General features: G+C 57.6%; 16 protein-coding genes. 12 read left to right on the forward strand and 4 right to left on the reverse strand.

The window, feature by feature from the left end:
- Nucleotides 1-13: 13 nt before the first annotated feature.
- Together ACFORG_RS20570 and ACFORG_RS20575 are read right to left on the reverse strand one after the other, a co-directional pair.
- Complete coding sequence (locus tag ACFORG_RS20570; RefSeq protein ID WP_386737450.1) at nt 14-763, reverse strand: sulfite exporter TauE/SafE family protein; 750 nt, start codon at nt 761-763, stop codon at nt 14-16.
- Nucleotides 760-1,647: a LysR family transcriptional regulator gene (locus ACFORG_RS20575; protein ID WP_386737451.1), complete on the reverse strand. Its 888-nt coding sequence runs from the start codon at nt 1,645-1,647 to the stop codon at nt 760-762. The genes ACFORG_RS20570 and ACFORG_RS20575 overlap by 4 nt, the downstream gene beginning before the upstream one ends.
- Before the next feature lie 114 nt (nt 1,648-1,761).
- Between ACFORG_RS20575 and ACFORG_RS20580 the strand changes: the two genes are divergently transcribed.
- The 4 genes from ACFORG_RS20580 (at nt 1,762) to ACFORG_RS20595 (ending at nt 5,990) form a co-directional block, all read left to right on the forward strand.
- Nucleotides 1,762-2,739, forward strand: coding sequence for a Bug family tripartite tricarboxylate transporter substrate binding protein (locus ACFORG_RS20580; RefSeq protein WP_386737452.1), 978 nt, complete (start codon nt 1,762-1,764; stop codon nt 2,737-2,739).
- Between the two features lie 82 nt (nt 2,740-2,821).
- Nucleotides 2,822-3,301 carry a tripartite tricarboxylate transporter TctB family protein gene (locus ACFORG_RS20585; RefSeq protein ID WP_386737453.1) on the forward strand — a complete coding sequence of 160 codons (480 nt, stop codon included), beginning with the start codon at nt 2,822-2,824 and terminating at the stop codon, nt 3,299-3,301.
- Complete coding sequence (locus ACFORG_RS20590; protein WP_386737454.1) at nt 3,298-4,797, forward strand: tripartite tricarboxylate transporter permease; 1,500 nt, start codon at nt 3,298-3,300, stop codon at nt 4,795-4,797. Before ACFORG_RS20585 ends, ACFORG_RS20590 begins: the two co-directional genes overlap by 4 nt.
- 65 nt (nt 4,798-4,862) lie before the next feature.
- Entirely contained in the window at nt 4,863-5,990 is a 1,128-nt protein-coding gene (locus ACFORG_RS20595) for a mandelate racemase/muconate lactonizing enzyme family protein (protein WP_386737455.1), read from the forward strand.
- Between the two features lie 143 nt (nt 5,991-6,133).
- Here the strand turns inward: ACFORG_RS20595 and ACFORG_RS20600 are convergent, their stop codons facing one another.
- Nucleotides 6,134-6,865 carry an IclR family transcriptional regulator gene (locus tag ACFORG_RS20600; protein ID WP_386737456.1) on the reverse strand — a complete coding sequence of 244 codons (732 nt, stop codon included), beginning with the start codon at nt 6,863-6,865 and terminating at the stop codon, nt 6,134-6,136.
- A 133-nt stretch (nt 6,866-6,998) separates the two neighbouring features.
- Between ACFORG_RS20600 and ACFORG_RS20605 the strand changes: the two genes are divergently transcribed.
- From ACFORG_RS20605 to ACFORG_RS20640, 8 genes are all read left to right on the forward strand, one after another.
- Nucleotides 6,999-8,600 (forward strand): GMC family oxidoreductase, encoded by a 1,602-nt coding sequence (locus tag ACFORG_RS20605; RefSeq protein ID WP_386737479.1) that lies wholly within the window; start codon nt 6,999-7,001, stop codon nt 8,598-8,600.
- A gap of 128 nt (nt 8,601-8,728) precedes the next feature.
- The gene (locus ACFORG_RS20610) at nt 8,729-9,823 is read left to right on the forward strand and encodes a C4-dicarboxylate ABC transporter substrate-binding protein (protein WP_386737457.1); all 1,095 of its coding nucleotides are present in this window, start codon (nt 8,729-8,731) and stop codon (nt 9,821-9,823) included.
- A gap of 118 nt (nt 9,824-9,941) precedes the next feature.
- Nucleotides 9,942-12,413, forward strand: a complete 2,472-nt coding sequence (locus tag ACFORG_RS20615) for a TRAP transporter large permease subunit (protein WP_386737458.1) — start codon at nt 9,942-9,944, stop codon at nt 12,411-12,413.
- A 3-nt stretch (nt 12,414-12,416) separates the two neighbouring features.
- Nucleotides 12,417-12,818 (forward strand): hypothetical protein, encoded by a 402-nt coding sequence (locus ACFORG_RS20620; protein WP_386737459.1) that lies wholly within the window; start codon nt 12,417-12,419, stop codon nt 12,816-12,818.
- A gap of 23 nt (nt 12,819-12,841) precedes the next feature.
- On the forward strand, nt 12,842-14,149 hold the full coding sequence (gene hisD / locus ACFORG_RS20625) for a histidinol dehydrogenase (RefSeq protein WP_386737460.1): 1,308 nt from the start codon (nt 12,842-12,844) through the stop codon (nt 14,147-14,149).
- Complete coding sequence (locus ACFORG_RS20630; RefSeq protein WP_386737461.1) at nt 14,142-14,900, forward strand: SDR family NAD(P)-dependent oxidoreductase; 759 nt, start codon at nt 14,142-14,144, stop codon at nt 14,898-14,900. The genes hisD and ACFORG_RS20630 overlap by 8 nt, the downstream gene beginning before the upstream one ends.
- Nucleotides 14,897-15,874, forward strand: a complete 978-nt coding sequence (locus tag ACFORG_RS20635) for a zinc-dependent alcohol dehydrogenase (protein ID WP_386737462.1) — start codon at nt 14,897-14,899, stop codon at nt 15,872-15,874. The genes ACFORG_RS20630 and ACFORG_RS20635 overlap by 4 nt, the downstream gene beginning before the upstream one ends.
- Nucleotides 15,875-15,902: 28 nt before the next feature.
- Nucleotides 15,903-16,313: a universal stress protein gene (locus tag ACFORG_RS20640; RefSeq protein WP_386737463.1), complete on the forward strand. Its 411-nt coding sequence runs from the start codon at nt 15,903-15,905 to the stop codon at nt 16,311-16,313.
- A gap of 55 nt (nt 16,314-16,368) precedes the next feature.
- Here ACFORG_RS20640 and ACFORG_RS20645 read toward each other — a convergent pair whose 3' ends face one another.
- A complete protein-coding gene (locus tag ACFORG_RS20645) occupies nt 16,369-18,159 on the reverse strand; it encodes a calcium-binding protein (protein WP_386737464.1) in 1,791 nt (596 codons plus the stop codon).
- Between the last annotated feature and the right edge of the window lie 44 nt (nt 18,160-18,203).

Raw genomic sequence — 18,203 nt, forward strand, 5'->3', positions numbered from 1 at the left:
TTTCCTTGCCGCGTCACAAAACACCGAATTCGCGGAACACAATTCCTAGCCCTAGGGCGAGACAAAGCAAGATCAGGGTCCGGCGGAATTGATCGTCACTTACCTTTCGAAAAACAAAGATGCCGATCTGAACCGCGACGAGCGCCGAGGGAAAGGCGACCGCGAATGCGAGCCAGGTCTGCTGTGTGAATGCGCCGTTCCATGCCAGCATCAGGACCGTCGTGCACAGGATTGAGACGTTGTAGGGCTGCAGTACCGCGCGTGTCTCTGCCTTGGGCCATGGGCGCATCGACAGCCAGATTGCGGGCAGCGCACCGGAGAGCGACGCGAGCCCGCCAAGAATTCCGCCGATCAGGCCCACGGTGGCGTCGGTTCTTGGGGTGCGTTTTTCAAAGCGGGGTAACGCCCTGCGGAACCCGAAATATCCGCCATAGAAGATGAGAAAGCCCGCAACGATCAACCGCAATGCCGTCGCGTCCACGAATGACAGCAGCGAGACCCCAACCGGAACGCCGATGAGGCCGGGCAGGATAAAACGCATCAAGCGCGCCTTGTTCTCTGTAAGTTCCCTACGAACCACGTAAAGGCCCTGCAGCCCCGTTAGCGTCGACATGAGCGCCACGATGGCTACGGCAGACTTCGGCTCGAGTACGGAAAGGAAGAACCCGAGCGCGAAAAGCGCGGTTCCAGTCCCTGCAAAACCATTGATAAAACCGCCGGCGATACCGCCGAGTACAAGGTAGAGTGCTGTTTCTAATGTCATGCGAGGCTATTTCCGGGGGTGCAAGCGCTTCGCATGGCGGCCTCTACTTCGGCGATAATACGTCCTTTGGGCGTGTCGGCCTTGAAGGCAAGCCCCAGGGTGCGATCAGGCGCCGAAGGGCCGAGGTCTATCCATTTCAATGGCAAGGCATTGGCGGGTGCGACGCAGCATTGCGGCACGATCGATACCCCGAGATCGGCGTAGACCATGCTTGAAATAGCGTCGAGATTGTCCAACTCCATCGTTTCGCTCACTCTGATCTTTTTGGTCTGAACCCAGCTTTCAATTTGTGTTCCCACCACGGCTTCGCGGTTGAACCGAATAAAAGGTCGCGTGGACAGCAAGTCTATGGGATCATCGTTAGCGGTGTCCGACGACGCAATCAGCCTTAGCGGCTCCACGGCGATCTCGCGAAACTGGAATCCGTCTGGAAGAAGGACGGGTCGGGTGACGACCGCGGCATCAAGCTGGTGGCGTTCGATCGCCGCGATGAGCGGGGTTGTCAAACCGGGCCGGATGCTGAGCCTGAGCGCGGGGCAAGTGCGTTTCAGCATGGTCATGGCTTGGGGAATAAGGCCAGTTAGGGTCGTCGGCACGGCCCCCAAAGCGATTTCGCCAGCGAGGCTCGTCTCGTCGAGTATGGAAGGCACCAGATTATCGTAGCTTCGCAGAACCCCGCGCGCCTTTTCGACAAGTGCTCGCCCGGTCGCATTCAGCGTCGGCGTGCGGGTGGTGCGATCGAATAATTTGAGGTCGAGTTCTGTCTCGAGCGCCCGCATTTGCTGACTGACAGCAGCATGGGTCAAGTGAACTGCGTCCGCCGCTTCACTGAAGGTTCGATGCTCGGCTACGGCGACGAGCGTTCGGAGATGCTTGATCGACATCCGAAGGATAGCTTTCTTTCAGGAAGTGTAAGACCTTATTACTTTCTTTAAAATATTCTTACGGTTATGTTTCCACAACACCGAAAAACTCGGGACACTACTTGGGAGGAACAAATGACAGTCAAACAAATCGCCGCGGCGGTGGCCATCGCGACCGGGCTCAGCGCTACGGCCGCTTTTGCAGAGTATCCGGAGCGGCCAATCAACATGGTCATCCCATACGGCGCGGGTGGGGCAACCGATATTTCCGCGCGAACGATTGCTGAGCCCCTGGGCGAGGCAGTAGGAAAGCCGCTTGTCATGGCGAACGTCACCGGTGCCGGTGGCGCGACCGGGTCGGTCGCCGTCCAGAACGCAAATGCCGATGGTTACACCATGCTGTTTGCGCGCGTTGGGTCGCACTCGGTGAACCCTGCCATGAAGGCGACGCTGCCCTATACGCTCGATGACTTCCGTTTCGTGACCGTTTACGAGATCAACCCGGTTGCCTGCGCAGTGACCCCGTCCTCTGGCATCGAGAGCATGGATGACCTCATCGCTCGGGTCGGCGAGGGTGGCGTGACCTATTCGTCATCGGGCGTCGGGTCCTTGCTGCATCTTGCTGCTGTAATGGTACTTGACGAATTTGGTGTTGAGAACCCGCTCGAACAGGCCACCCACATCCCGCAGCAGGGCGGTGGTGCGGCGGCAACTGCCGTCTTGAACGGAACGGCCACCTTTCTTTGTACCAACTCCTCGGCGCTTGCGAGTTTTGTGGCCAACGGTCAGCTCAAACCGCTCATGGTGACGACGGCAGAGCCTGTCACCGGGTTTGACGCACCCACGGCAAACGATCTGGGCAAACCCGAGCTCAACCAGCTGGTCGGTTGGACCGGCATTGCTGGGCCGGCTGGACTGCCCGATGATGTGTCCGAAAAGTGGGGCGCCTGGATGGCCCAAGCGACACAAGACGCGAAATTCCTCGAACAGATGCAGGCTCGCGGCTCGGTCATCGAACTGATGGATCCCGCCGAGGCCAATGCCTTCATCGAGGCGCAGTACACGAAGTTTCGCGCGCTCGTAGACAAGCTGGGTATGCGCATCGAGGGATAAAACGCGGAAAGGCGGATCAAGTTTTTGACGGGCCGTTCCAAATGCGACGGCCCGCCTTTTTCTTCGGGGGGAAGACGAAACCGTGTCATTGAACGATCTGAACACACGATTGGGCCTTGCCGCACTTGCGGGAGCGGCCTTTCTTGTTCTTGTCGCCATTCCTCAGTGGGTCTTCAGCCCATCCAATGTCGGCAACATCATTCTTTCTCCGACATTCTGGCCCTACATTCTCGCCGCGTTTCTTGCACTCGTCGGGGTTGGCCTTTTACTAACGCCTGCAGGGCCGGTCAGCGACACGGAAGAAGATGATCCCAAAGGGTCGCCTTGGCTGCGTCTCGCCGGTCTGGGCGCGATCATGATCCTGACCATGTTCGCTCTGCCGCGTCTGGGAATGGTCTGGAGCTGCATGCTGGCCTTTGCCGCCACCGCCTTCATGTTCCGCACGAGATACCCGAAAGCCGCTCTTGTCTGCGCCATTTTGGTTCCGCTGGTTTTGTATGCTTTCTTTGCGCATGTTGCCGGGGTGGCGATCCCGCAGGGACAGTTCGTGAGGTTGCCATGAGTTTTACCGACAGCCTGATGGCGGGCCTCTCACTTGTCGGAAATTTCGAAGCCTTCCTGTCGCTATTCATCGGCGTCGTGGTGGGTGTCATTGGTGGCGCAATTCCCGGTCTTTCCGCGACCATGGCAGTTGCGCTGACGCTACCCTTCACATTCTCCATGGCGCCGATCAACGGTATCTTGCTGTTGCTCGGGGTCTACAAGGGGGGCATTTTCGGTGGCTCGATCCCGGCGATCCTGATCAAGACACCTGGAACCCCCGCATCCTCGGCTACAATTCTCGATGGCTACCCGATGGCCGAACGGGGCGAGGCGGGCAAGGCGCTTGGCATGGCGCTTTGGGCATCGTGCACGGCTGATTTCGTCTCGAACATGGCTCTTATTGTTTTTGCCGGATGGCTTGCGTCCTTTGCTTTGAGTTTCGGGCCGCCCGAATTCTTTGCGCTTATCCTTTTCTCGCTGACGATCATCGCCGGAGTGTCCGGCGAGAGCCTTCTTCGGGGTGCACTCTCGGCAATTCTGGGCTTGTTGCTGGCGACCGTCGGACTCGATCTTGTCTATGGCACGAACAGGTTCACCTTCGGCGACCCGAACATGATGGGTGGGTTGAACTTCATCGCTGTGCTCATCGGGCTTTTTGCCATTCCAGAGATCATTGCGATGGCCTGGCATCCCGAAGGGCATTTGGGCAAGGCGCGATCACTCGGTAACGCATGGGTGACTGTCGCTGAGTATCTGCGCTCGTTGAAATCGATTATTCGGGGCAGTCTGATCGGTGTCTTTCTCGGCTCGATCCCAGGGATTGGGGCCGCGCCTTCGGCATTCCTCAGCTATTCGGAAGCGCGGCGCACGTCGAAAAACCGGGCCAACTTCGGCAAGGGCGAAATCGAAGGGGTCGCTGCGTCGGAGGCAGGTAACAACGGCGTGGCAGGAGCGACGCTCATTCCGCTGCTTGCCTTGGGTGTCCCCGGCGATGTGATCACCGCGATCATCATCGGCGCCTTTATGATCCATGGGCTCCAACCGGGGCCGATGATGTTCGTGTTGAACGTCGATATCATCTACGGCCTGTTCATCGGCCTGATTGTCAGTTCAGTGTTCCTGTTCATCGTGGGTTCGGTCGCTATCAGAGGGTTCCGTTTTGTCTCCGATATCCCCAAGCGCATCCTGATGCCCGCGGTGCTCGTGCTTTGCATCTACGGTGTCTTTGCGGTGAACAACAACATTTTCGATGTGGGCGTGATGTTTGCAATGGGGTGGGTAGGCTACCTGATGATGCGTGCGCATATCCCTGCTGCGCCGTTCCTGATCGCCTTCATTCTTGGCCCGCTGCTCGAAGACAATTTTCGGCAGTCAATGCTGATGTCTGGCAGTGATCTGTCGATACTCGTCCGTGGCCCGATCACGTGGTTCTTCTGGACAGTTACCTTCATCACCGTCTTTGCGATCATCAGAAACGCCCGGCGCGCCCGCCGGTTGGCCAAGTCGCTGCCCTGATGACCTCGCGCCAGGGCAAACAGGGCCCTCTCTGGGCCGGGGGCGCAAACGCGACTGACCCACACGTGGTTTCGCGGATTGATATCTGGGCTTTGCGTTGCCCGATCGAACGTCCGGTGGAAACCTCTTTCGGACGCATGTACGACCGGCCAGCGGTGTTCGTGCGGGTCGAAGCGGCTGACGGCTGCTTCGGTTGGGGCGAAATATTCGCCAACTGGCCGGCAGCCGGGGCAGAGCATCGGGTCAATCTTCTCGCAAGGGACATCGCGCCTCTCATCCTCGGGCAAAAGGTAGACAGCCCCGACACTGTTTTTGACGCATTGACCCGGCAAACGCATATCCGGGCGCTTCAATGCAGCGAATGGGGGCCTTTCCGGCAAGTACTTGCCGGCATCGACACTGCGCTGTGGGATTTGAAGGCGCGGAGTTTGGGACTGCCCCTCCGTGTCTTGCTCAACGCTGATGCCTCGAACCATGTGCCGGCCTATGCCAGCGGCATTCATGTAAACGCCGCCAAGGCCGAACTGCCTGCGCTTCGCGCGATGGGATATAAAGCCATCAAGGTGAAAGTGGGGTTCGATACATCTTCTGATATCGAAAACCTTACCGACTTGTCGCAATCGTTGAACGATAAGGAGCGCCTTTTTGCGGACGCAAATCAGGCGTTTGACGTGACCCGCGCGTGCCATTTCCTTGATGCATCGACCGAGCTTGGACTTGGCTGGTTGGAGGAACCGATCCCGGCAGATGCCCCCCCGTCCGACTGGGAACGTGTTGCCGCACGATCAAGTACACCCTTGGCCGGAGGTGAGAATATTGCTGGTGAGGTGGCTTTTGACGAGGTTCTGCAACACGGCGTGCTAGATATCGTGCAACCTGACCTCGCCAAGTGGGGCGGTGTCACCGGTTGCGTTCGTGTAGCGAAAGCGGCGGTTGAAGCAGGCCGCATCTATTGTCCCCATTTCCTTGGCGGAGGTATCGGTCTGGTGGCGTCGGCCGAAGTTCTCGCAGCGGTCGGAGGCGGCGGACTGCTTGAGGTGGACGTTAATCCGAACCCGCTGCGCCAAGCCTTCGCGATTGGTGGTATAGATGCGAACACTGGGCTCTGGGACACGGGCCCTTCCGAAGGGCTCGGCATTGAAACGCTACCGGAAAGCCTCTTGCAGTACGTTACACATTCCGTTTCGGTTTGACGCGGACAACTCATGGCTTTCCGACTGCCGTAGTCGACACTGGACAGTATAGTGGCTGGACTAGGCTCGCTCCGTTTGATCTCCGGCGCATAGTCAACTTCAAGCCGGGCCGAACTGATTGCTGCTGGCAACGGACCTGAAGGTCAGGAAAACAGTGCTTCCCGCAGTTTGATCGCTGCCTTCTGCAGTATCGCCTTGCGAGCGACGGCCTCTTTCAGGGAAATCCGCTGGGTCGGACCATGGAAGGCGAGAGAAGCGACAAAGCGGTCAAACTCGTCGGTGACCGGGACAGCGATCGCGACCATCCCGTCAATGAATTCTTCGTTGTCCAGCGAATAGCCTTGTTGGGAAATCTCATCCAGTTCCGTCATCAGCCGGTTTGGGGTAACGTGTGTCGCCGCGGTCATTTTTTGCAGAACCAGCGCTTCGACGAAGGCTCGTCTTGCTGCCGGTTTCAGGCTGGCCAGAAAACACTTGCCACTTGCCGTGCAATGAAACGGGACGTTCGAGCCGACCGGCAGCTGTATCCGGAACGCCCAATCCGTTTCCACCCGGTCCAGATACCGCATGCCGGAGTCCTCGGGAATAACATAGTTTACTGTCTCTCCAACCTGGCGGGCGACCTCCATGAGGATCTGCCGCCGCGCTATGTGATCGCGGGAATTGTGAAGCAGCCCAGCACCCAGTTCTCTCAGCCGTCGGGCCACCCGATAGCGTTTCGAGTGCCCTTGCCTGGCGATGAAGCCGTTTTCCTCCAGCGTCGCGCAGAGCCTGTGGATGGTCTGTTTCGGCAACCCCAGCGAAGCATTGATTTCGGTCGCGGTCAGCGCCTGATCACTGTTCCCGAGGACTTCAAGGATCATCAGGGTCCGCAAGTTGGTGGGGATGCGTTCAGTCGTTCGCACGCGCAATCTCGTTCCGAAATGTATGTTGCATCGTGTGAGAATCATTGTAGCGTTAAAAATCAAGAACAAAAGTCTCAGTTTTTACATTTTTCTGTTGGTGAGAATGGAGCTCGATTTCGTCATCGTGGGGGCCGGTTCAGCCGGTTGTGCCGTTGCAAACCGACTTTCGGAAAGCGGCCGATACTCTGTCGTCTTGCTTGAAGCAGGGCCGCCAGATACGAATCCATGGATCCATGTGCCCGTCGGGTACTTTCGAACCATGGGAAACCCGAGGACGGACTGGCGTTACAAGACAGAGCCTGATGACGGTATTGCCGGGCGTTCCATTCCTTGGCCGCGCGGTCGCGTACTGGGCGGATCCAGTTCGATCAACGGACTTCTCTATGTAAGAGGCCAACCGCAGGACTATGATGGTTGGGCACAAATGGGTTGCATCGGTTGGTCTTGGGATGATGTGCTTCCGTATTTCAAGAGATCCGAAAACTGGGAAGGCGAAGATCATGATGGACTGCGCGGCAAGGACGGTCCGCTGTCTGTTCAGTCTTCGCGCCTGAACCGTGACGTGGTCGACAAGTGGGTCGAGGCGGCGATTGCAGCGGGTTTCCCGCGCAACGATGACTACAATGGAGCGGTTCAAGAAGGCGTGGGCTATTTTCAACTCACGATGAAGGGAGGGCGGCGCTGCTCATCGGCAGCAGCCTACCTCAAGCCCGCGAAAGACCGTCAAAGCCTGGAAATCCTGACCGACACGCAGATCGAGAAACTGTTGATCGAAAACAACCGCGTTCGGGGCGTTCGCGCCCGGATCAACGGCAGTTTTCAAGAGATCAAAGCACGGCGCGAGGTCATCTTGTGTGCCGGCGCCATAGGCTCGCCACAGATTCTGATGCTTTCTGGTATCGGCGATCCCGCCGACATCTGCCCGCATGGTATAGACCTACAGGTCGAACTGCGCGCGGTGGGCAAGAACATGCAGGATCATCTGCAAGCGCGTCCGGTTTTCCAGACCGATCTTGCAACGATTAATGTCGAGACCAGCAATATTTTCAAGAAGGGTCTGATCGCCGCTCAATATGTTCTGACACAACGCGGACCGATGACGATGGCCGCGAGTTTGGGCACCGCATTCCTTAAGACTGAAGATCATCTCGAGACACCGGACATCCAGTTCCATATTCAGCCCTTTAGCGCAGACAGTCCTGCCGAAGGCCCGCACAGGTTCTCGGCGTTCACGGCATCGGTTCTGCAATTGAGGCCAGAAAGCACGGGGTACCTTACCCTGAAATCGCGCGACATGGATGAGCATCCAAGCATCCACCCAAACTACCTTAGTACTGACACCGACTGCCGTACAATCGTCAAAGGTATTCAGATCGCGCGCCGTATCGCGTCGACCGAACCGCTGAAGAGCCACGTGACCCGAGAACACGCGCCCGGTGCTGGTATCGGCCCGGACGATGAAACGGCGATTTTGGACTGGGCGCGCGAAACTGCGGTCACGATTTATCACCCGACCGGAACCTGCAGGATGGGCAATAATGATACTGCCGTTGTCGACCCCAGGTTGCGTGTGAGGGGCATTGACGGTTTGAGGGTCGCGGATGCGTCGATCATGCCGCGGATCGTCAGCGGAAACACTAACGCGCCCGCCATCATGATTGGCGAAAAGGTTAGCGACATGGTTTTGGAGGATGCCCGCGCATGACAGGTTTCCGACATGAGAACCAAGAAGAAAGCGATGTTGAGCCTTGAGAACGAACGGGAAATAGATCCGGGACGTGCCTTCGCCTCGGGAAAAACAAGAAACAGAAGGCAAAACTTGGGAGGACAAGAATGATTAACGCAAAAAACCTGGCGGTCGGCGCCGTGGCGTTCGCCATGATGGCATCATCCGCGATGGCGGAGAAAGTACTGAGAATTCAATCGGTTTTACCCGCAACCGCTGATGAAGTCTTTATGCTCAACGAGTTCGGCAAGGATGTTGCCGCGCTGACAGGGGGCTCTCTCACGATCGAAGTGCTGCCCGCGGGCGCGGTTGTCGGGCCGCGTGACATCATGGACGCGGTCGATGCTGGCCTCGTCGAAGGAGGCTTTGCCTGGACGCATTACTGGGGCGGCAAACACCCAGCGGCAAACCTGTTTGGCGCACCTGTGGCCGGGGCCGGCGTTGGTCTGGACAACATCGCCTTTCTGTCATGGTTCCAGTACGGCGGCGGCAAAGAGCTTTACGACCGCCTCTGGGAAGAGATGGGGGTGAACGTGAAAGGCTTTATGCTTCAACCCGTCGGTCCCGAAGCGTTGGGCTGGTTCCCGGAGCCGATCAAATCGATGGACGATTTCCGGCAGATGCGTTTCCGCGCCCCGCCGGGCATGGTTGGTGCAGCTTATGCTGACATCGGCGTTCCAGCGGTTGCCATGGGCGGGGGGGATATCCTGCCAGCGCTGGAAAAAGGCACGATCGACGCGGCAGAATGGTGCTGCCCCAAGCCGGACTCGGTCTTTGGCTTCCAGAAAGTGTTGAAACACTACTATTTGCAGGGCCTTCACCAAGTCGTTGTGAACGCCGACATGTATGTGAACGGCGATTTTTACGACTCGCTGACCGATATCGAGAAGAAAGCGCTCGAAGTAGCCGCCAATGCCTCGCTTTCCAAGTCGATGTCGTACCGCATCTATGAAAACGGCAAAGCCTTGAAAGATTTGACCGATAACCATGGGGTCATCCTCGAGGATACACCTGCTGATTACTTTACCGAGTACATGGCTGCGGCGAAAAAAGCGCTGGAGGCGGCCGCGGCAGAGAACGAGTTCTTTGCCGAAGTCTGGCAGTCGCAAAAAGACTTTGCCGATATCGCGGTGCCTTTCTGGGCGGGTGCTCAGGCGTCTAATGCCGGACTGGGCAAAGCCCACGCGGACTCGCTCAAGTAACGTCCTGTTCCGCGCTCCGAACAAGGCTTCGGAGCGCGGACATCGGATCAACACCCTTCCCAAACATTCATGAGTCGCCCGTCGCGAGGGCCGCTTGTGAACAAGGGGGACCATTGCTATGGCCGACGAAGTCAATCCTGACAATCTCGAGATCGCCGATGAGTTGATCGCAGAGCGCCGCGCCGAAGCGCCTGGCGAAACGCCTGAAGACATGACGCCATGGCAGCGGCCCATAACGGCGGCCATCGACACCATCAATTATCGTGCCGGCCAACTCATTGCGCTTCTCATGGTGCCATTGATCGCGGTCGTCGTGTTCGAGGTGGTATCCCGCAATTCCTTTACAATACTGCAGAACGCGGGTTTCGAAGACTTGGCTCGGTCGCTTGGTCTCGGTCCGACGCTGTGGGTTTATGACACGAGCCGTATGCTCGCTGGTGTACTGTTCATGGCAGCTGCCGGATACGGCCTCATGCGTGGTGTGCATATACGGGCAGATTTCCTTTACCGCTCCTGGTCGGACAAAACGCAGGCAACGGTAGATGCGACGCTCTATCTGTTGTTCTTCATGCCGTCGATGATCTTCTTTACCATCGTGTCGGCGCAGTTCTGGTGGCTTGCCTTCTCGACAGGCGAAACCATGCAGATCGACAGCGCGTGGGGACCGTTGTTGTGGCCTGCGCGGACGGCCATGCCGGTTGGCGGTTTCCTTTTGACGCTGCAAGGCATCCCCGAAATCTTTCGCGCCTTCCACAAGATGGGCAAGGAACGAGAGCGTTGGTTTCTGCGCGCGTTGCCGTTCTACCTGGTGGCGTTGATCTGGCTGGTGCTGGCAGTTTTCACGCCGGATCTTGTTCCCGGCGGGCAGTGGTTTACGGATCTGATGGCGGCCCGTCCCGAGATATCCAGACCTACGATCGGTTTGATCATGCTCGGCGCTATGCTTTTCGTGATCTTCATCGGGTTCCCGATCTCGTTCACGCTCATTTTCCTCGCTTTCGTTTTCGGAATTTGGGGCGCCAATTTCAAACTGACCACACTGTTGATGACGTTGAACACCAACTCGACAATGCTGAACGATCAGCTCATGGCGGTTCCGTTGTTCGTCCTGATGGGGATCGTGATGGAAGCTGCAGGCCTGATGGAGCGCCTGTTTGCATCTATCCAGATGATCATGGCACGGGTACGCGGGGCGTTATTCATTGCCGTGTTGCTCGTCTCGACGATTTTTGCCGCAGCTACGGGGATCGTCGGAGCTTCCGTGACGCTGCTTGGTATCATGGCCGGTGCTACGATGAGCCGATCAGGTTACAACGTGCAACTTGCGGCCGGGACCATCACCGCGGGCGGGACGCTTGGCATCCTGATACCGCCGTCGATCATGTTGATCGTGATGGGCCCTGTATTGGAGGTGTCGACGCTTGACCTCTTTCGCGGGGCGTTCATTCCGGGGGCGCTCCTGGCGTCGCTTTACCTGCTCTACACGCTGGGGCGTTGCTGGCTGAATCCGAGTTTGGGGCCAATTCTTCCGGAAGAGGACCAACCCGATACGTCGAAGTATTATGGGGCAGAGGTCGCACTGATCTGCTTGGGCATCCTGACGGTTTGCCGTGTCTTCGGCCTTGGTCTTGGTGGTGCTTTTGGGGGTCTTATGCCCTTTGGCGGGCTTGTTGTCCTGGCTTTGACCATGGCGGTGGCCTACGCGGCCTACCGAAGGTTGAATGTGCTTCGGATCGTGGTTCCCGTCGCCTTGCTGTTTCACGTCTACATGATTTTTGGAAACATCGGCGAGGACGGAAGCCTGCCCGTCTGGTCGATTGTTTTCGCTGCATTCACGGGGCTGTTGGCGTATCTGGCAAAACCCATCTACGGGGCCGAGGCGGATAAAAATTTTTACTTTTCTCAGCTTTGGGACGAGTTCTTTGCGGGGCTCATGCCGCCCACGATCCTCATCTCCTTTGCCTTAGGTTCCATTCTGCTGGGTCTGGCGACGCCTGCAGAGGCGGCGGCAATGGGGGCATTCGGCGCGATCCTCTTGTCGATAGGATACCGCAAATTCACAATCCCCAGCTTCTTCGACAGCCTTATCAAAGCGTTGGAGATCACTGTTCTGATCATGTTCTTGGTCGCTGCCTCGAATTTCTTTGGCGCTCAGTTCAGCGCTCTCGGGACACCCAAGATGCTCACAGAACTGCTTTTGGGACTTGAGATGTCGCCCTACCTCGTCCTGATCATGGTTATGGCGTTGATCTTCCTGCTGGGATGGCCGCTAGAGTGGGTTCCCATCGTGCTGATCGTCGTGCCTATCCTTCTGCCAACCGTCGAAACACTGGAGGTGTATGGCCTCGAGCGATACGACCTGATGGTTTGGTTCGGCATCCTTGTTGCCGTAAACCTTCAAACTGCGTGGTTGTCGCCACCGGTTGCGCTCTCCGCCTATTTCCTGAAGGGCGTCGTTCCGAACTGGGATCTAAGAGATATCTACCTCGGTATGATGCAATTCATGCTGGTTCAGTTGCTTGGCCTGATCCTGTTGTTCATCTTTCCGCAACTCGTCCTTTGGCTCCCCGCCTTCATGTCGGGGAACTAGCCGATGCACGGGGAAACCAGAGCGCTGTCCTGCCTGAAATGGCTTTGGAGCATTACCGCGAACGGGTTCGATCTGTCCGATAGGGCTGGATGGGTCATCGAGAATGCCAATGCGTTGAGCTGCAAGAAAGTGGACCGACCACAGCAGTTTTCGGGCAGTCGTGTCGGTAGCCTCACAGGCGCGGCAAATGAAACTTCGTTGACTGTTTGCTACGTGGCCAGAAACCCGCCGGTAAACTTATGCAGCCTCAAGCACGTCGCTTTTTCCTCGATGTTTGCTTTGTCATTTACCCTCTGCGCGCAAGCGTTTGCAGATGATGTCGAGATGATTGCCGGAGGATTGGGTGTCGTTCTAGTTGCCGGGACCGTTTGCTCGTCGATCCGCTGGACCCGACGATCAGCTTGAATTTGGAGTTGGAAAATACTGATATGCCAAGAGAATATTTGAAGAAAGCAAAGCTCACATCGGTTTCCGATGCTGGAGAAGTCCGGGAAACAGTGTCGAACATCATCGCGGACATTTCCGAGAACGGAGACGCGGCAGTTCTCAAGTATGCCAAGAAATTTGACAATTATGACGGGAATATCCTTCTCACTCCCGATGATCTTGCCGAAGCGGCGGCCAAGGTGCCGCAGAAGTTGAAAGACGATATTCAATTTGCGCATGACAACGTGCGCCGGTTTGCGGAACAGCAGCGCGCCACCGTGTCGGACATTCAGTATGAAATCGTTCCGGGCCTGATTGCCGGTCAAAAGGCGATCCCGGTGGATGCTGCCGGATGCTATGTTCCGGCTGGGAGATATCGCCATATCGCAAGTGCCGTCATGACGGTTACAACGGCTAAAGTCGCGGGCTGCCGCCACATTACCGTATGTTCGCCGCCACAACCGGGCGAGGGGGTCTCGCCCGCCATTGCATACGCGGCTCAGATCAGCGGAGCAGACAAGATCATGGCCATCGGCGGCGTCCAAGCCATTGCCGCCATGGCATTCGGGTTGCTGGATCAACCGCGGTCAAACATTCTTGTTGGTCCGGGAAACCAGTTCGTGGCAGAAGCCAAACGCAGCCTGTACGGGCGTGTTGGCATCGACATGATCGCCGGACCAACCGACAGCCTGATACTGGCAGACCGGAACGCGGACCCGTTCATCGTGGCGACTGACTTGGTGAGCCAAGCCGAACACGGGTACAACTCGCCGGTTTGGCTGGTTACCGATGATCGCAAGCTGGCAGAGACGGTATTGGAAACCGTGCCCAGGTTGATCGATGACTTGCCCGAATTGAACCGGGAGAACGCTGCCGCCGCGTGGCGCGATTATGCCGAGGTGATCATCTGTTCGGACCGAGAGGCAATGGCGGCTACATCGGACGAATATGCGCCAGAGCATCTGACCGTACAGGCCGATGACCTCGACTGGTGGCTCGATAGACTAACATGCTACGGCTCACTGTTTCTTGGAGAAGAAACGACCGTGTCCTACGGCGACAAGGCATCCGGAACTAATCACGTTCTGCCGACGTCACGCGCCGCCACCTATACTGGCGGTCTGAGCGTACACAAGTACATGAAGATAGTGACTTGGCAGCGCGCGACGCGCGAAGGGTCCAAATCGGTTGCCGAGGCGACGGCGCGCATCTCGAGGCTTGAGGGAATGGAAGGTCATGCACGGGCGGCAGATGTGCGATTGGCCAAGTATTTTCCGGACGAAACGTTCGACCTGACAGCAAATGGATGATCTTCACCAGTTATTCGACCTTACGGGCAAAACAGCCTGCATCACCGGCGCAAGCTCGGGTCTCGGGCGACGGGCGGCGACTGTTCTCGCGGCAGCCGGCGCTTGCGTGGTTGGCGTAGCGCGCCGCGAGACCCAACTGCAGGAATGGAGTTCTGAAATCGGACCGACGGCGAGAGCCATCGCATGCGATCTGATCGACATCGATCCAGCGGTTCTCGCCGCAGAGATATCCGCCCCTTATGGCGCCCCCGACATTGTCATCCACGCCGCGGGCATCAACCCGCGACAGAATGCGGATGATGTAACAATGGACAAGTGGCAGGCGACGATCGACCTGAACCTCTCCGTTCCCTTTTTCTTGACGCAGGCACTGGTCCCTTCAATGCAGGCAAAAGGTTGGGGGCGCGTGGTGAATTTTGCATCGCTGCAAAGCGACCGCGCTTTTCCTGGTGGCATCGCTTACGGGACCACCAAGGCTGGTCTGGTCCAGATGACGCGCGCAATGGCGGAGGCGTGGTCGCGATTTGGCATCAATGTCAATGCGGTGGGTCCGGGGTTCTTCCCTACGGAATTGACCGAGCCCGTCTTTGCCGATCCTCAACGCGCTGATCGCAACGCAGCGCAAACCTGCGTTGGACGCAACGGGGAACTGCCAGATCTGGATGGTCCGCTGTTGTTCTTATGCTCAGAGGCATCGCGCTACGTGACGGGGCAATTGTTGATGGTAGACGGAGGGTTCACCGCGAAATGAAAGCTCTCGTTTACGAAGGTACCGCCACCCTTGTGCTGCGGGATGTGCCGGGTCCTGAACCGGAAAGTGGCGAAGAACTGGTTCAGATAGATGCCGCTGGGATTTGCGGATCCGACATGCACGCGTATCTTGGTCACGATGTCAGGCGGCCGGCGCCGTTGATCCTCGGCCACGAAGCAGCGGGCACCGTTGTTCGGGGAGCGCGTTCGGGGAAGAGGGTTACGATCAATCCCTTGGTCACGTGCCGAACCTGTTTGGCCTGTAAGGCAGGGCGGGAAAACATCTGCGAGTATCGCGAGATCATTTCAATGCCGCCGCGCGAAGGCGCGTTTGCTCAATTCGTGACCATCCCGGCCTCGAACCTCGTTGTTGTCCCCGATCATGTGTCATTTGGCAAAGCGGCCCTAGCAGAACCGCTTGCGGTAGGTTGGCACGCCGTGCGCCTTGGACTCGAGGCGCTGGCAACGAACGCAGACCGCCGCGCGATTGTTCTCGGTGGCGGGGCAATAGGTTTGGCCGCTTCGCTAGCCCTGAAGGCGCAAGGATTAACTGATGTCACGATTGTCGAGCCAAATGAGCAACGGCGCGCCTTCCTGAGCAGGTACGACGAACGCGCCGCGGCCGAGGCTGTTGATGAGGCGCCAATCGTGGTTGATGCCGTGGGATATGCGGCAACAAGGGCGAAAGCATCTGCGTTGGTGGCGCCTGGTGGGGTCGTCGTACATATCGGTTTGGGCGAAGACACCGGTGGCTTGGATATCCGTCGCATGACGCTTCAGGAAATCACGTTCATCGGTACATACACCTATTCCGCTCAGGATTTTCGCAACACCTGTGAAGCGATGTTCGATGGGCGTCTTGGTCCGCTTGACTGGTTCGAAACACGAAGCCTGTCAGATGGCGCTGGAGCTTTTGATGATCTGCGTCATCATCGTGTCGCAGCCCCAAAGATCGTTTTGACACCCTGGTCCTGATTGACTCCGAGAAAGATGGAGAGGTCGAATGTACAGCAAAATACTTGTCACTCTTGCCCTCGACCACGGGTTGGCGCCGCGCTTGTTGGGCATTGCGCGCGGATTGCTTGCTCGAAACGGCGAAATTCATGCGCTTCACGTCGTCGAGGCCGCTTATGGTTTGGCGCAGGCCACCCAGTCGAGCGAGGTCGCGAAACAGGCGTTCGAACGGGCGAAAAGCCGTATGCAGGAAAAGCTTGTCGGGGAGGCGCGCATAAAACGAACTGTTGTCGAGGGTCATGTTTATCGAAGCATCTTGGACTTCGCACGAGAACAGGGCGCGGATTGTATCGTGATGGGCTCCCATCGACCGGGGCTGAGTGACTACTTCATCGGTTCAACGGCTGCGCGCGTCGTTCGGCACGCAGCTTGTGCCGTCCATGTACATCGCGAGGCCTGACGCCTTTTTCAGAAAAGCGACACAATTGACGGTTCTGTCGGGGTCATGGCCCGGGTCAGATGAAAACGCAGGAAAAGTCGTTTTCACTCAACTCGGTCGCGGTGACCTGCTGAAGCGTGACTGAGCCAGTGGCCCATTTCAGAACCGTGTCGCTTCCATCTTGTGAGACTGTGATGTCTTGAAAACTCAACCAGTCGAAACGGAAACGGTCCACGCCCATTTCGAAATCACGAATAACATCATCGCCAAGATCGAACCGCGCGCGAAAGCGGAACAGATCTGATCCTTCTCCGCCGGTGACAATGTCGTCGCCTATGCCCGGGTCAAGCGTATCGTTACCGGCGCCGCCATCCAGAGAGTCCTTTCCCCAGCGGCCTCGTAGGATGTCGTTGCCATTACCGCCCAGCAGCGTGTCGCGGCCAAACCCTCCAATAACGGTATCATTGCCTGGCCCGGAGGAGGCGTCGATAAACAAGTCGTCACCCTGGTTCACCCAAACGAAATCGTCGCCTGCGCCACTTTCGATCGTATCGTTTCCCCGACCGGCAAAAACGACATCATTGCCTGCGCCGTCCCGAACAAGATCGTTGCCGGCCTGACTGTTGATCCAATTCAATCCAGCGGGCTCGTAGATTGAATCATCGCCGGACGTACCCCAATATTCGGCGGCGAAAATCCGTGCTTTGACACTCCATGCTCCGTCCTGTTGCTCTGCCCAGGTAGCTGCAAACCCTCCATTCGTGAGATGGGCAACGCTCGGCCAGTCGTGAGCGTCTGAGTGTTGACCGCTTATCCGAACATCCTCTCCGAGAGGTTCGCCGTTCGCGTCAAAGCGGCGGCTGAAAACTCCGATATCTGTTCCATCTGCACTGCTTGAGTGCCAGCTAATGACAAACCCACCGTCCGGCGTGTCGATAACGGCTGGTTGGCGCTGATCGCCGTCCGTTTCGACGTTTACCTGGAACTCGCTCCCCATCGGTGAGCCGTCCGGCGCGAACATCTGGCCATACAAACCGTGCCCGCTTCCGTCCTGGGACGGCCCGCCGTCTTCGCGAACGGACTCCCACACCGCCACGATGCCGCCTCCGGCGAGCGTAGCAATCACCGGGTTCTTCTGTTCATCGCGCAGATACGTGTTGATTCGAAACTCCGTGCCGACCGCCTCTGCTGCGGCATCAAAACGTCGACCGTAGACATCATGTGTTCGGGTTGCGCTATTTTGAGAGCTCGATTGCCACACAACGGTAAACCCGCCATCGTTCAATGCCGTGAGCGACGGAGACCCCTGGTTCCCGATTGTGGTCGAGTTTACTCGGAACTCGGTGCCGACTCCTGATCCATCAGACGCATATCGTCGTGCAAAAACGCCGCTTTCGTTGCCGTCTTGTCGCCAAGACTGCCAGACTACGACAAACCCGCCATCATTCAACGGCGCAACTTTTGGAAAAGACTGGTCGAACTCTGTCTCGATGTTGACGCGGAATTCGGTGCCCACCGGATCTCCGGTCGGCCCAAACCGTTTCCCGTAGACGCCGATGCCGCCACCGTCTTGAAAGCCTGAATGCCAGGCGACAACAAGACTACCGTCGCTCAGTAAGGCAGATGCGGAGTACACTTGGAAATTGGTCGCCCAATCGTTGATGCGGAACTCCTCGCCAATCGCAGTGCCGCTCGAGTCGAACCGTTGGCCGAATATCCCGTATGAGGATCCATCCTGAGCCCATGAGTCCCACGTGATTAGGAAACCACCCTCTGACATCGCTGCGATTTGCGCGTCTTTCTTTCGCGTGTCTGCATGGCTGTTTACCTGGAACTCGCTCCCGGTTGCGGATATTCCAGCGGTCATGGCTTTCTCCCGTGGGCGGAAGGTTGTCCGGTCGACCCTAGCTC

This window comes from Lutimaribacter marinistellae, from assembly GCF_042648365.1.
GTDB lineage: Bacteria > Pseudomonadota > Alphaproteobacteria > Rhodobacterales > Rhodobacteraceae > Lutimaribacter_A > Lutimaribacter_A marinistellae.